This is a genomic window from Mycetocola sp., from assembly GCF_046716805.1.
Classification (GTDB): domain Bacteria; phylum Actinomycetota; class Actinomycetes; order Actinomycetales; family Microbacteriaceae; genus Mycetocola_A.
This window is the reverse complement of record NZ_JBKJWH010000117.1, coordinates 1-14,586: the sequence shown is the minus strand read 5'-3', so window position 1 is coordinate 14,586 and position 14,586 is coordinate 1. Positions and strand designations below refer to the sequence as shown.

Annotated in this window: 11 protein-coding genes; 4 read left to right on the top strand and 7 right to left on the bottom strand. The window is 65.0% G+C overall.

Features of this window, described 5'->3' with window-relative positions; genetic code table 11:
* The 3 genes from dnaK to ACLQ62_RS09335 form a co-directional block, all read right to left on the bottom strand.
* On the bottom strand, positions 1 to 1,729 hold a 1,729-nt coding region (gene dnaK / locus ACLQ62_RS09345; RefSeq protein WP_411721374.1), incomplete at its 3' end, for a molecular chaperone DnaK.
* Between the two features lie 246 nt (positions 1,730 to 1,975).
* Positions 1,976 to 2,314 carry a hypothetical protein gene (locus ACLQ62_RS09340; RefSeq protein WP_411721373.1) on the bottom strand — a complete coding sequence of 113 codons (339 nt, stop codon included), beginning with the start codon at positions 2,312 to 2,314 and terminating at the stop codon, positions 1,976 to 1,978.
* Positions 2,311 to 3,804 carry a PspC domain-containing protein gene (locus ACLQ62_RS09335; protein WP_411721372.1) on the bottom strand — a complete coding sequence of 498 codons (1,494 nt, stop codon included), beginning with the start codon at positions 3,802 to 3,804 and terminating at the stop codon, positions 2,311 to 2,313. The genes ACLQ62_RS09340 and ACLQ62_RS09335 overlap by 4 nt, the downstream gene beginning before the upstream one ends.
* Before the next feature lie 114 nt (positions 3,805 to 3,918).
* Here ACLQ62_RS09335 and ACLQ62_RS09330 point away from each other — a divergent pair, with 114 nt between their 5' ends.
* Together ACLQ62_RS09330 and ACLQ62_RS09325 are read left to right on the top strand one after the other, a co-directional pair.
* On the top strand, positions 3,919 to 5,136 hold the full coding sequence (locus ACLQ62_RS09330) for a PspC domain-containing protein (RefSeq protein ID WP_411721371.1): 1,218 nt from the start codon (positions 3,919 to 3,921) through the stop codon (positions 5,134 to 5,136).
* Entirely contained in the window at positions 5,123 to 5,797 is a 675-nt protein-coding gene (locus ACLQ62_RS09325; RefSeq protein WP_411721370.1) for a LuxR C-terminal-related transcriptional regulator, read from the top strand. The genes ACLQ62_RS09330 and ACLQ62_RS09325 overlap by 14 nt, the downstream gene beginning before the upstream one ends.
* A 53-nt stretch (positions 5,798 to 5,850) precedes the next feature.
* Here the strand turns inward: ACLQ62_RS09325 and ACLQ62_RS09320 are convergent, their stop codons facing one another.
* The 4 genes from ACLQ62_RS09320 to ACLQ62_RS09305 form a co-directional block, all read right to left on the bottom strand.
* Positions 5,851 to 8,505: a glycoside hydrolase family 2 protein gene (locus ACLQ62_RS09320; RefSeq protein ID WP_411721369.1), complete on the bottom strand. Its 2,655-nt coding sequence runs from the start codon at positions 8,503 to 8,505 to the stop codon at positions 5,851 to 5,853.
* A 94-nt stretch (positions 8,506 to 8,599) separates the two neighbouring features.
* Entirely contained in the window at positions 8,600 to 9,964 is a 1,365-nt protein-coding gene (locus tag ACLQ62_RS09315; protein WP_411721368.1) for an extracellular solute-binding protein, read from the bottom strand.
* 71 nt (positions 9,965 to 10,035) lie between these two features.
* Positions 10,036 to 10,923: a carbohydrate ABC transporter permease gene (locus ACLQ62_RS09310; protein WP_411721367.1), complete on the bottom strand. Its 888-nt coding sequence runs from the start codon at positions 10,921 to 10,923 to the stop codon at positions 10,036 to 10,038.
* The gene (locus tag ACLQ62_RS09305) at positions 10,920 to 12,032 is read right to left on the bottom strand and encodes a carbohydrate ABC transporter permease (RefSeq protein WP_411721366.1); all 1,113 of its coding nucleotides are present in this window, start codon (positions 12,030 to 12,032) and stop codon (positions 10,920 to 10,922) included. The genes ACLQ62_RS09310 and ACLQ62_RS09305 overlap by 4 nt, the downstream gene beginning before the upstream one ends.
* Before the next feature lie 161 nt (positions 12,033 to 12,193).
* Between ACLQ62_RS09305 and ACLQ62_RS09300 the strand changes: the two genes are divergently transcribed.
* Together ACLQ62_RS09300 and ACLQ62_RS09295 are read left to right on the top strand one after the other, a co-directional pair.
* Complete coding sequence (locus tag ACLQ62_RS09300) at positions 12,194 to 13,210, top strand: LacI family DNA-binding transcriptional regulator (protein WP_411721365.1); 1,017 nt, start codon at positions 12,194 to 12,196, stop codon at positions 13,208 to 13,210.
* A 131-nt stretch (positions 13,211 to 13,341) separates the two neighbouring features.
* Positions 13,342 to 14,586, top strand: a 1,245-nt coding sequence (locus ACLQ62_RS09295) for an MFS transporter (protein ID WP_411721364.1), incomplete at its 3' end; no start/stop codon positions are given.

Here is a 14,586-nt window from a genome sequence, read left to right as displayed (position 1 = left end):
CGCCGAGCTTGACCTGGCTCTCGTTGAGCTTGTCGAACGCGGTCTTCACAGCGTCCTCGTCCTCACCGGCGAGCGCGCTCTTCAGGGCGTCGACATCGGCCTGGACGTCGGTCTTGACGTCCTCGGGCAGCTTGTCGTCGTTCTCCTTGATGAGCTTGTCGATCGAGTAGGCGAGCTGCTCGGCGCTGTTGCGGACCTCGGCCTGCTCGCGGCGGGCCTTGTCGTCTGCAGCGTGCTCCTCGGCCTCGCGGACCATGCGCTCGATGTCCTCCTTGCCGAGGGACGAGCCACCGGTGATCGTCATCGACTGCTCCTTGCCGGTGCCCTTGTCCTTCGCGGACACGTGGACGATGCCGTTGGCGTCGATGTCGAACGTCACCTCGACCTGCGGGATGCCCCGAGGTGCAGGGGCGATGCCCGTGAGCTCGAAGGTTCCGAGGTTCTTGTTGTCGCGGGTGAACTCACGCTCGCCCTGGAAGACCTGGATCGCGACGGACGGCTGGTTGTCGTCCGCGGTGGTGAAGGTCTCGCTGCGCTTGGTCGGGATGGCCGTGTTGCGCTCGATGAGCTTGGTCATGATGCCACCCTTGGTCTCGATACCGAGGGACAGCGGCGTGACGTCGATGAGGAGGACGTCCTTGCGCTCGCCCTTCAGCACGCCGGCCTGGAGCGCAGCGCCGACAGCGACGACCTCGTCAGGGTTGACGCCCTTGTTCGGGTCCTTGCCGCCGGTCTCCTGCTTGACCAGGTCGTAGATGGCAGGCATACGGGTCGAGCCACCGACGAGCACGACGTGCGCAATGTCGCCGACCGAGATGCCGGCCTCACGGATGACGTCCTGGAAGGGCTTCTTGGTGCGGTCGACGAGGTCGCTCGTCATCTGCTCGAACTGCGCGCGGGTGAGGGTCTCGTCCAGGTTGGCGGGGCCGTTCTCGGTGAGCGAGAGGTAAGGCAGCTGGATCGACGTGGACATGCCGGAGGACAGTTCCTTCTTCGCCTGCTCAGCGGCTTCCTTGAGGCGCTGCTTGGCGATCTTGTCGTTCGAGACGTCGACGCCGGTTGTCTCCTTGAAGCGCTTGATGAGGTGCTCGACGATGCGCTGGTCCCAGTCGTCTCCACCGAGGCGGTTGTCACCGGAGGTGGCGCGCACCTGAATGGTCGAGAAGTCGTCGTCCTTGCCCACTTCGAGGAGGGAGACGTCGAACGTTCCGCCACCGAGGTCGAAGACGAGGATGAGTTCGTCTTCCTTGCCCTTGTCCAGGCCGTACGCCAACGCGGCGGCGGTGGGCTCGTTGATGATGCGGAGGACGTTGAGTCCGGCGATCTCGCCGGCTTCCTTGGTGGCCTGGCGCTCGGCGTCGTTGAAGTACGCGGGGACGGTGATGACGGCATCCGTCACGGTGTCACCGAGGTACTGCTCGGCGTCCCGCTTGAGCTTGGCGAGGATGCGTGCCGAGATCTCCTGCGGCGTGTACTTCTTCGCATCGACGTCGAAGGTCCAGTTGGTGCCCATGTGGCGCTTGACGGATGCGATGGTGCGGTCGACGTTCGTGACGGCCTGGCGCTTGGCGGTTTCACCGACGAGCACCTCGCCATCTTTGGTGAATGCGACGACCGATGGGGTGGTGCGGAGGCCCTCGGCGTTCGCGATGACGGTGGGCTCACCACCCTCGAGGACGGCCACACAGGAGTTGGTGGTTCCGAGGTCGATTCCTACTGCACGTGCCATGTGTTTTATCTCCTTTAGGACCGGTCAGGGTCTGTTCGATGTCGGCCGGGTAATGGCCCGCCACTCCAAGTTCGTGACGCCTTCTCAATAGTTGAGCGGCGATGACTCAAGTTTACCGGCCGCCGAAGCGCTGTCAACTTCTCACGGCGGATCTTGAGCCTCGACGGCTCAACTTTCGATCGGAGGCCGCGAAAGGAACGGGCGGCCCCGCACAGGGACCACCCGTTTCTTGCAAGCGAGCGCCGTTCAGTCGGTTCTCCGGACGGCTGCCGCGATACCCGCAACCACGAGCACGACGCCCCCGGCGACCAGGGCGGCGATGATCCAGGTGCTCGGGTCGAGAACGAACGGGACGATGGCGTTCGTCACCATGAATCCGGCGAAGACGAGCAGGATCACGCCCCAGAAGATGGTTCCGAATCGCGGCCGCAGTCGTTCCGGATCTCCACTCGGCTCTGCAGCGGTCCATGGCTGGGCCGGGGACGGGCGTTGGTGGAATTCGTTCCCGAAGAGGATGTCGGTGGCATCCGCGTCTGTTGCCGGCGTCGCAGGCCGGATCGGTGTTGTGTCGTTGTTGTCGGTCATCGTGTGCTCCTCGGGGTGTCAGCAATGTCGACGCTTCCGGCGCCGAGCCAGATCCGGACGGTTGTCGTGTCCTCGTCGGAGGTGTCGCCGAAGCGCACCACCTCGCGGTAGATCGGTGCTCCACGTTCACGCTGGTCTCCGTCGGCGCCGGTATAGCTGATCCCGGCGACACCGCCGGCGACGTCAAGGATCACGGGCACGTCCTCCGGCAGCACCAGGTCGACAGTTCCTGCGCCGAGCCAGAGTTCGACGAGCCCACCGACGTCAGCACCCCGGTCATCGAGAGCCGACAGGTCCAGGGTCGGCGATCCTGCCGCCATCGAGAAGCCGGTCGTCGAATCCGGCGCAGCATCCGTCACTTGCCAGGTGGTGGCGCCGACGACGGAGACGGCGGTGCCGCGGGGGAAGACGCCAACGAAGAGCAGCACGAGAATCGCGACGACGGCGAAGAAGCCGAGCGCGCCGCTCTCCTTGCCACGGATGCCGGCGAGGATCGTTGCGAGGGCGATCACCCCGAGCGCGGTGCCGACTCCGACAAGGACGGCGGTGTCGGAGAACGTCGTATAACCAAGCGCAATGGCGGTGAATACTCCGGCGAGCAGCGCCAGACCGAGCGAAATCGAGACGAAGGCGGCGCCCGGCTGGCGCCGGCGGTACCGTTCCTCATGCTCCCGGCGCTGCTGCGCCCGTGCCGCATCCCGTGCACGCCGTTGGGCGTCCCGTTCGGCCTGGCCCGGGTTCCCGGCCGAAGCGCCGGGCGCGAAGCCGGTCGCTGCGTGGGCCGCCTCCGGGGTGGCGTACCAGGTCGAGTCGGTCCCACCTGCCGGCACCGGGCCGGTAGCCCCCGCTGCCGCTGTCTGCGCGGCAGACGGAGCCGACGCATCCGCCGCGAATGGTGCCGGGGTTCCGAACCCCGATTGTCCGCCCGGTGTCGACGAGCTCGTCCAGAAGTCGGCGTGGGTACGGGGCCCGGCCGCGGGCGCAGCGGAGCCGGCGGGTGTTCGCCTGGCGATCACCACTGTCAACCAGATCAGGCCGGCGACCAGGGCGAGAACCCACCCGGAGCGGAGGGTGGATTCGAGCCACTCCGGCATGTTCCAGAAGTCGGGGGCGCCCTGCCACCAGATTCCCTGCATGACGGGCACGAAGGTGAGAACGACGAGCACGCCGATCGCGATCATCGCCGGATCGAAGATGCCCTTGATCGCCCGCTCGGCGTGGATGCGTCCCTGGCTGTCCGGGAGCAGCGCCCACGCCACCGCGTACAGGAAGAGGGCAGGGCCGCCGAGGATGGCGACCACGAGGATGATGCCGCGGATGATCAGCGGGTCGAGACCGGTGCGTCTCGCGATGCCGCCGGCGACGCCGGCAAGCCAGGCATCGTCGGTGCGGACGAGGCCTGCGCCTCGGATCCAGTCGAAGAGATTCGATTGCTGCGGCGCGGCCGGCGCGTTCGGCTCGGTCGGGCGGGTGGGAGGTGCTTCGTTCATGACTCGAGTCTGGCCGCGCCGGCGCGCACCGTGCCATGGGGTATCCCCCTGATCGGACCCTGAGATCTCCTGACCGGGTCCCTGTTCGTCGGCTCGGGGTGCTTGGATGGCTCCATGGACACCCCTCGCCTGATCCGCCCGCGCGTGCGGCTGGTCGGAGGCGTGTGCGCCGGGTTCGCCGACCACACCGGCCTGGCGCTTCCTCTCGTGCGAACGGCCATGGTGCTTCTGACCGCGTGCGGCGGAGCCGGCCTGCTCCTGTACTGCTGGCTCTGGGCAACCACTCCGATCGCCGGGGATGCCGCAGATCCGCTGAAACGCGTGCTTACACGACCCAGCGATGCCACCGACGTCGACGGCGCCTCCAGGCGGTCCGCACCGATCACCGAAATCCTGCTCGGCATCGCTCTCCTCGCCGCAGCAGGTGCGCTGGTCGCGTCACGGACGGGCGTGGATGTTCCGCTCGACTTCGTCATCCCCGCGATCGTCGTGCTCGCCGGCGCCGGGCTGGCCTGGCGTCAGTTCGACGACCTTCGCCGGCAGCGATCTTCGTCATCGTCCGCGTTGCTCGTGCGGGCGCTGGGCGCGCTTGTCCTCGTGGCCCTCGGCATTCTGCTGTTCTTCGTCACGGGGGAAGAACCGAACCTTTGGACCGTTGTCGCGGCGGCAACCGCCGTGTTGTTCGGTGTCGCCATCGTCGTGGCGCCGTGGCTGCTCCGGCTGACACGCGACCTGGCCGACGAGCGCGCTGCACGAGTGCGGGAGACCGACCGCGCGGAGATCGCCGCCCACCTGCACGACTCGGTGCTGCAGACGCTCGCGCTCATCCAGCAGAAGGCTGACCCAGCCAGCGACGCCTCCCGGCTCGCCCGGGCGCAGGAGCGTGAACTGCGGGACTGGCTCTTCGCCGGTTCCCCTGGATCCTCGGTCGACCTCGCCGACGAACTGCGCCGGATCGCCGCGGTCGTCGAGCAGGAGTACGCCGCGCAGATCAATGTTGTCGCCGCCGGCCAGAGCCCCGGCTCGGTGCCTGACGCTCTCCTCGGCGCCGCCCGTGAGGCGATGCTCAACGCGGCACGTCACGCCGGCGGCACCGTCTCGGTGTACCTCGAATCGTCGCCGACGGCCGTCGAACTCACGGTCACCGACCGCGGGCCAGGCCTCAGCCTCGACGAGATCCCATCCGACCGGATGGGTGTGCGCGAATCGATCCTCGGGCGGATGCGACGCATCGGCGGCACCGCTGAACTTTCACCGGGGCCGGGCGGCACCGGCACCGAAGTCCGTCTTCTCCTGCCCCTGACCGATGGAGCGCATCATGTCGACACCTGATCCGACCGCAGCCACCCTCACCGTGGTCATCGTCGACGACCACTCGATCTTCCGCTCCGGTTTGCGCGCCGACCTGGCCGACGGCATCCGCGTTCTCGGCGAGGCGGCGACCGTCGACGAAGCGATCGAGCTCGTCGTGGCCACCCAACCGCAGGTCGTGCTGCTCGATGTGCACCTGCCCGGCGGGTCCGGAGGAGGCGGAGCGGAGGTCATCCGCCGATCCGCCGCGCAAGCCCCGAACACGCGGTTTCTCGCGTTGAGCGTCTCGGACGCCGCCGACGACGTCGTGACCGTCATCCGCAGTGGCGCCCGCGGGTACATCACCAAGAGCGCCTCCGGTGCTGACGTGTCGGATGCCGCGCGCCGCGTGGCGGACGGGGATGCCGTCTTCTCGCCGAGGCTGGCCGGCTTCGTGCTCGACGCCTTCGGTGCGGTGTCCGGCGAGACAGCCGAGGCATCCGATGAACTCGACCGCCTCTCGGCGCGCGAGCAGGAGGTGATGCGGCTGATCGCCCGCGGCTACGCCTACAAGGAGGTTGCCGCCGCCCTCTTCATCTCGGTCAAAACCGTGGAGACTCACGTCTCGAGCGTTCTCCGTAAGCTCCAGCTGTCGTCGCGACACGAGCTGACCGCGTGGGCTCTGGAGCGCAAGCTGCTCTGAGGACGCGAGCCATCACCCATGGACGTGACGCGAGGCGGTCGAGGCACCGAAACTCACCCGCCGGAGATCGTCCCCCGTGCGGCGTCGACAACGGCTCTCCCGAGCGTTGGTGCGACAGCCGCGCTGAGCGCGTGGCGCAAGCGGAGCGTCGTCAGGGTCACGCTCCCCTCACTCCAACGCACGGTCGCCGTCGTCGACGCGGCTCCGCGCAACCATCCGGAGAAAATCCCGGAATACACCGTTGCAGCGCGCACGGCGTTCGGGATGCCGGTAAGCACATACTCGCCGAGCAGATCCTCGAACGCGATACCGAGCAGTGTGCTGCCAGGCACGCTCGCGAACGGGCCACGCCGATCCAGCCACTCGCTGCGTGGCACCCAATCACCATCGCCCGCCCGCAGTCCGACCCGACCCGCGGTGAGCAAATCGAACGCGCCATCAAGGGCGTGCGGGTCTTCGACCAGCACAAGGACCCGACCACCGTCACTGGCATGTGCGCGAGCCGCCGCGTCGAAGACGGTCGTGACCAGCAGCGTGTCCGCCTTGAGCTCCTCGGAGCAGCGCAATCCGATGGACGTTGCCCAGTCCGCGACGGCGCTGTCCGGAGCGAAGATAGCGCTACCGTAATCCGGTTCGACGGGCGCTACAACGACGAGATCGGCAGCGTCGCGTGCGATCACCGCGCCGTCGAGGACAAGCTCTGCGACGAGCTCGTACTGGCCGGGTTTCTCCGGAATTGGCACTGTCACTCGCACGCTCGACCAGCGCTGCGCGTGGTCCGGCGCGCTGCAGATTTCGACACCGTTCAGCAGCACACGGATGACACCGGGGGCAGGCACCGCCAGCGAGCCGGTGCGAGCCGGCGCGGTTGTGATGCTCGCTTCAAGGCTTTCCCCGGTTGCGACGCCGTACGCGTCGGGGCGGAGCGCGATCGCGCGATCTCCGTTGGCAAGAGCGAAGGCGGCGGTGCCTGCTTTCGGTGTGCGGTTCATGTCGAACAGGCCGTTCGCTTCCCACTGCACGTCGCACAGCTGAGTCAGCACGTACCCGCCGATGCTCGGCTGAATACGGATTGAGGTGGTCTGGTAGCGGTTCGCCACGAGTTGCGCGTGGTGCAGCTGGGCAATCAGCTCCTCCCAGGTGCCGAAGACTTGGTCGAGACCGAGTTCTGCGAAGCGCTGCATCAAGCGGGTCCCCTCCGCCGCTCCGTAGGCCCACTGCGCCCCCAATGCGAACCACCACGGTTCCGCACCGTCGATGTACTGGTCGCGCACGAGTGGCAGGGCCCAGTTGCCGAACTCCGACAGCATGAGGGGCTCAGCGCCGGTGCGCTGCGCGTCGCCGTAGCTCGAATAGGTCCAGTCGGGACGAGCCGCGAATTCCTCGATTTTCTCGTCCCAGTCCCGACGCGACTCGGGGATGCCGCGATAAAGGTGGTAGTCGTCGATATCCGATACCACGTGGAAATTCGGGAAGCATGCCGAATTGTCCACGACAAGGGAGCCGCGTGCCACGGCCTTGACCCGATGGAACGCATCGGCCAGCCAACGCCGCTGGCGTTCACTGGTCATGTCGAGTCCCCAAGCCTCGTTGACGACCGTCCAGATGACGATGCTCGGGTGATGCTGATCCGCAGCGATGAACCTCTGGAGCATCGCCACGCCCTCGTCAGCGCCGCTCTGGGTCCAGACCATCCAGCTGGGAAGTTCAGTCCAGACGAGCATGCCCATCCGGTCTGCGATCTCGTAGTAGCGCGGATCGGGACGTTTGATGTGAATACGAAGCATGTTGAAGCCCAGGGCGCGAGCCTTCCGAAGGAGGTCTTCCCACTCCTGCGTGGTCGCGGGCACCGGGGCCGAGCCGGGGTGATAGTCCTGATCAAGCACGGCGCGAATCTCGAGCTCGTGGCCGTTGAGGAAGAACGCACCGTCGCGCGCCTCTATGGTTCGGAAGCCGGTGCTGCGCGAAACGACATCGGTGATGCCATCGGACGACGCCAAGGCTAGGGTCACGGTGTACAGCGTCGGCTGGTCGATTCCCCACAGGCGCACATCGGGAACGTTGACAGCACCGCGGTACTCACCGTCTTCCCACGGCACTTCCGCTCGAACGAGAACCTCGTCGCCGAGGCTCACGCTCACCTCCGCGCGCGCCCCGGGAATCGACGCGGTTGCACGCACAGCGATGGTACCCGTCGGGGCGTCCGCATGTACCTCTAGCGCGGCGATGTGGTGCCGCGGCCGAGTTTCGAGAAAGACCGACTGCCAGATACCTGCGGAGGTCCCGTACCAGGACTGTTTGCCATGGGGAAACTGCAGGTAGCCTGGCTCATCGGGCGAGTCGGTGCGCGGCGGATAGGCGACAGTCACTTCGACGGTGTTCGTCCCGACGAGCACGACACCACTCACGTCGAATGAGAAGGGCTCCCAGGCACCCACGTGCCTGCCGACCACCGTGCCGTTGAGCCGCACCTCGGCAGCGTGGTTCACACCACCGAACGCGAGATGCACGCCATCGGTTCCAGTCGTCCATTCAAAAGCGCGCCGATATCGGACGGTCTCGTGCGAGTCGCCATGCCCGGGGACCTGTGCGGTCCAGGCACCGGGCACCTCAACCGCTTCCCGTTGACCGGTGTCCCCCTCACCGTCAAGAATTTCCAGCTCCCACGGGCCGTCGAGTGGGAGTCGTTCACGAGCGTGCACGGTCATCTGTCATCCTTCGTGTCAATCGGTAAGACTCAAGCCGTGGCCCGCTCCGAATGAGGGAGCGGGCCACGGCGGCGGTGCAGCAGCGTCGCTCCTGCTACTTCAGCTCCTGCTCGACGCGCTGCTGTGCCTCGGACAATGCGGAGTCCAGGTCTTTGCCGTTGAACCACACTTCTTCGAGCTGCTTGTGGATCAGCTGCTTGATTGACGTCCACTTCTCGACCTGTGGCACGAAGCGGATGCTGCTGAGCGCCGTATCGGTGTAGTTGGCGCGTTCAGGTGCATTCTGGTATTCGGTGGATTCCACGACTGAGACGCGGGGCGCGATGTGACCCGTTGCGACGGACCAGACGCTCGTGTTCTCGTAGAGGAACTTGGCGAACTCGAGTGACGCTCGGTACTTCACCGGGTCGTTGTCTTTCTGCACCGGCAGCACCCACATGTGTGATGACGCCCAGACGCCGGCCTCATCCATGATGGTGGGGAAGTCAGTAACCGTGTAACCGAAGGTCGCGGTCGAAGCGTACTCGTTCACACCCCAGGTGCCATTGACGAGGATCGCGGAGTCGCCGTTCTTCCATTCGTCGATCGATCCGGAGTAGTCCGCCTTAGTGTGTACATACCCATTGTCGATGAGTTCCTGCAGCAGTCCCATCGCGGCTTTCGCCTCAGCCGTATCGACGTTCGCCTCACCGTCGACGATAAGGTCCGAGCCCTGCTGGCGCACGAACGAGTAGAACATCCGCCACGCCATGTCGTCGTTGGCGAACCCGACCGACATGAGGGCTTTGCCTGTCGTGTCCTTGACGGCCTGCCCCATCGCCAGCAGTTCGTCTGCGTTGGCTGGCATGATCGGCCGGCCATCGGCGTCGAGGTACCCGGCAGCGCTCAGAATATCGGTGTTCACGTGAGCGAGGATCGCGTGAGAGTCGAACGGAACGGCGAAGGTCTCGTCGTCGTAGGAGACCGAGTTCTGGGCCTGTCCCGTCGCGTCACTCATATCGATGCCGACGGCATCGGGGTCGAAAGAAACCAGTTGGGAGCGGCGCGCGTAGTCTGACAGCGCGTAATCGTGCAGATTAGCGATGTTGGCCGGCTCCCCGCCCGCGATTGATGCGTTGAACGCGTCATAGTACGAGTTCCAGTCCGCGCCGCCAAGACGCTCGACGGTGATGCCGAATTCGTTCTCCGCATTGAACTTGTTTGTGAGGATTTGGATCGCCTCGCATTCCGATGAGGCCTCAGCGGTGTCCGTGACGCCCTTCGTCGTCTCCTCGCAGTCGCCGAACATCCGGGACATCGTGATGTTGGTTCCCTGGAGCTGGTCGTCCGTGACCGCTTCGATCTTCGCTGTCAAGCCATCGTCGCTAGCGGCTGTGCCGGTTCCTGTTCCGCAGCCGACGAGCAGCATCGATGCTGCCGCGACTGCCGCGAGAACCGCTGGGATGCGTCTTCCGTTCATGTCTGTTCCTATCTGGTTACGGGTATTGCGCCTGGTGCTGGTCTGAAATGCGGAGTCGCGAGGAGCACGCCCTACTTGCCGCCGGAGGTCATCGAGATGCCACGGATGAGGTGGCGCTGGAAGAGCAAGAAGATGATCAGCAGCGGCAGAGAGCCGACCAGCCCGCGGGCCATGAGGCTGCCGAGTTCGGTGGCCTGGGCGAAGTTGCCCTGCAACGAGGCCAAACCGGTGGTGATCGTGAACATTTCGCTCTTCGTTGCGGAGACGAGGGGCCAGAGGTAGTCGTTCCAGGTCTGCACGAACGTGAAAATTCCGAGCGCAACCATCCCGGGTGTCGCCAGCGGCAGCATGATCGAGAAAAATGTGCGCCATGGGCCTGCGCCGTCGACGCGCGCCGCCTCCTCGATCTCGAGCGGGATCCTGGAGAAGAACTGCGTCATCAGGAAGACGCCGAGGGGAGCGGCAATCCGCGGCAGCACGAGCGCCGCGTAAGTGTTGTGCATCTGCACGTCCGCGACCATTGTGAAAAGCGGGATGAACATCGCCTCCTTGGGAATCATCAGACCCGCAAGCACCGTGGCGTACACGATCGTCCGGCCAGGAAACCTGATTCGCGCGAATGCGTAACCCGCCATTGCGCAGAGGAGCACCGTCAGAACCGTCGTGACGACCGCGACGATCGCACTGTTGAGGAACCATCGGCTGGTGAGGCCGACGGAGAAGACGCCGAAGATGTTGTCCAGTGTGAAGTCGCGGGGGATGAGACCGGTCACGCCCTGGGCCAGCGTCGCGTTGTCGCTGAGCGCGAGGGAGAGCATCCAGAGCATCGGGAGCAACCAGACCAGAGCGGCGACGATCATGGCGAGGTGCCACCAGGTGGTTCGAGTGACTGCGTGGCGATTGGAGGCGGCGGCCCCAGTGGCAACAGCGCTCGTCGTGGTTGCGCTCGTAACGCTCATTTGGTGTCGTCCTTTCCGAGGAAGCGCATTTGGATGACCGACACGATCAGCATCAGCGCGAAGAGGAAGAGGGACATCGCCGACGCGTAGCCGAGTTCGAAGTCGCGGAAACCGGTCTGGTAAATGTGCCGGATGAGCACCTCGGTCGAGGTTCCAGGCCCTCCGCCGGTCATGATGTTCACCTGGCCGAATACCTGGAAGGATGCGATCGCCTGCATCACCATGACGAGCAGGACGACGTGACGGATGCCCGGCAGCGTCACACTCACGAATTTGCGCCACGGACCGGCGCCATCCAGCGATGCGGCTTCGTAGAGCGACTGATCGACGTCTTGCAAGCCGGCTGCGAACATGACGAGGTTGAACCCGACAGTCCACCAGACGGTGGTCATGATGATCGCCGTAAGCGCCGTGTTCGAATCGGACAGCCAGGGAATTGGATTGACGCCGAGCGGCGTGAGGATCTGCTGCAGGAGTCCCTGGCCGGGCGAGAGGAAGTATGTCCAGATGAGGGTGACGACGGAGACCGGAAGGATGTACGGGAGGAAGAACGCCATTTGGTACCAGCGAGATCCACGCCGTTGCCCCTGGAGCGCGAGCGCCATGACGAGACCGAGCACGGCGATGATGGGGGTGGAGATGACCGTGAACAGCAGCGTGTTCTGCAGGGCGATCCAGAAGGAGGGGTCGTTCCAGTACCCGCCCTCGGCAGGGGAGAATCCCAGGGCGACGAAGAGTCCGAGTAACCCGATGACCCCGACGACGCTCCAGGCGCTGAGACGACGACGCCGAATCGTTGCGACGAGGACAGCTGCGGTCAGAGCGAGGACTCCAATGCGCCACCAGAACAGGTTCGTCATCGACCACTGTATATCGACGCCCCAGAGCATGCGCTCGTAGTTTTCCAGGCCGACGAACTCGCGCACCGAACCGAGCAGGTCCCAGTCGAAGAAGCTCATCTGTGCCGCTTGAACCACCGGGTACAGTACGAAGACGAGGTACAGGACCGCGAAGGGGGCGATGAAGGCGAAGCCATACTTCAGCCCGGCCTTCGAGCGTCGAGGACGGGTCTGCGTCACTGGGGCCGCTTGCTCGAGCGTCAGCGTCATCAGTTCCTCACCTTCTGTTTGCCACGTTGCAAAAATGCATGAGAGCTATTGTTGCCACACAGTGCAACCTTTTGTCAAACGCCGGGGAGTTCTCTCTTGCCACGTTGCATATTTGAATCACCGCTCGTAGCTTTGTACGCCAAGATGGTCGAGGAGGGAAAATGGCAGCCAACATCCACGACGTCGCGAAATTGGCCGGCGTCTCTCCCCGCACAGTCTCGAACGTCGTGAACGACTACGTGCATGTGAGGCCGGCCACCCGGCAGCGCGTCCAGGACGCCGTCGCCAAGCTGAATTACCAGCCCAACATCTCTGCGCGACGGCTCCGGCAGGGGAACACCAGAATGCTCGGCTTCGCCGTGCCCGAGCTCTCTCAGCCGTACTTCGCCGAACTGTCGGAACTCATCGAACGGTCCGCCCAACGCCGGGGGTACACGGTGATCGCCACGCACACGCAAGGGACCAAGGAGCGTGAACTGCTCACGCTGAAAAACTTCACCTCGCACCTCGTGGACGGGCTGATATTCAGCCCAATGTCGTTGACCAAAGAGGAGCTGTATAGCGCCCCGCCGAGCGTCCCGACCGTGCTGATCGGTGAACAAATCTCGAGCTCGTCATACACGAGCATCGCTATCGACAACGTCAGGGCGGCACGGGAGATCACGGCGCATCTCATCGCCTCGGGCCGACGCCGCATCGCGACGGTCGGCGCGTACCGATCGGAGGACTACCGCAGTTCGCGGTTGCGGTTGCAGGGCTTTCATGAGGCACTGTCGAGCGCCGACCTCGACCTCGATCCTGAGATGCTGCTGTACACGGATCGTTTCGGCACCGCTGCCGGCCACGACGCGATCAGCCGCGCGATTGCCTCGGGCATCCGTTTCGACGCCCTCGTCTGCTTCGCCGACGTCATCGCATTCGGAGCAATGCGTGCACTGGCAGACGCAGGCCTCCGGATGCCCGAAGACGTCGCGATCGTCTCGATCGACGACGTGCAAGAATCGAGGTACTCGATTCCCTCATTGACATCGATCGCGCCGGACAAACAAGCGATTGCTGATCGAGCGGTCGACACACTCGTCGATGCCATTTCTTCGGGACATTCGGATCCACAGAGCATCGAGATCGAACATCGCCTTGTTGTCCGCGAGAGCTCCCGTGCTCGAATCGAGGCGTGACCGATCAGCGGTCGAGACTCATGTCTCAAGCGTGCTGCGCAAACTGCAACTGTCGTCGCGTCACGAGCTGCTCTGAGGACCGGAGGAAAAATGTTCACTCCGGCGAAAGCGGATGCCACTACCCTGACCTCATGACGACGAACGCCAGCGACGGCACACCGGACGCCGCCGGTCCAGCCCTCTCCGAGGCGCCTGTGAGGATCAGCCCGAGGCGGGTGCTGGCGTGGGGGCTGTGGGACTGGGGATCCGCCGCGTTCAACGCCGTGGTCACGACTTTCGTCTTCACCGTGTACCTCACCTCCGAAGCTTTCGGCGGAGAAGCCCTGGTCTCAGCTCAGCTCGGCTGGGCGCTTGCCGCCGCCGGTCTGCTCATCGCCGTGCTTGCGCCCGTCACCGGACAGCGCTCGGACAGCGCCGGGCGCCGCAAGTTATGGCTGGGCGTGAACACCTACATCGTCGTCGCCATCACCGCGTGCATGTTCTTCGTCGCTCCCGAACCGAACCTCCTCTGGCTGGGGCTGCTGCTCGTGGCGGCGGGGAACGTGTTCTTCGAGTTCGCCAGCGTGAACTACAACGCGATGCTCGCCCAGGTATCGACCCCGAAGACGATCGGCAGGGTCTCAGGCATCGGCTGGGGCTTCGGCTACCTCGGCGGCATCGCGCTCCTCCTCATCGTCTACTTCGGCCTGATTTCACCGGAGGTCGGAATCTTCGGCATCACCGGCGAGGATGCGATGGACATCCGCGTCACCGTCCTCATCTCCGCGATCTGGTTCGGACTGTTTGCCCTTCCCGTGCTCTTGACCGTCCCCGAATACGAGGGAGTCGGCACTCGCCGGGCCACGGTGGGATTCTTCTCCTCCTACCGGCGCCTCTTCAACGACATCCGGAAGCTCTGGCACGAAAGCCGCCAGACCGTGTACTTCCTCATTGCCAGCGCCGTCTTCCGCGACGGCCTCGCCGGAGTGTTCACCTTCGGCGGTGTGCTGGCGGCAGGCTGGTTCGGCTTCTCAACCCGCGAGGTGATCGTCTTCGCCATCGCCGCGAACGTCGTCGCTGGAATTTCCACGATCACCGTTGGTCTGCTCGACGACCGGCTCGGCGCAAAACCGGTGATCATGGCATCCTTGATCGGGCTTGTGATCGCCGGCCTCGCGGTCTTCTTCCTGCACGACGGCGGCGCGACCGTGTTCTGGATCTTCGGGCTCGCCTTGACCCTGTTCGTCGGTCCTGCCCAGTCGGCGTCGCGCTCGTTCCTGGCCCGGCTCATCCCTGCCGGCCGCGAGGGCGAGGTGTTCGGGCTGTACGCCACGACGGGGCGCGCCGTCTCGTTCCTGGCGCCCACCGCCTTCGCGCTGTTCATCACGATCGGTGGG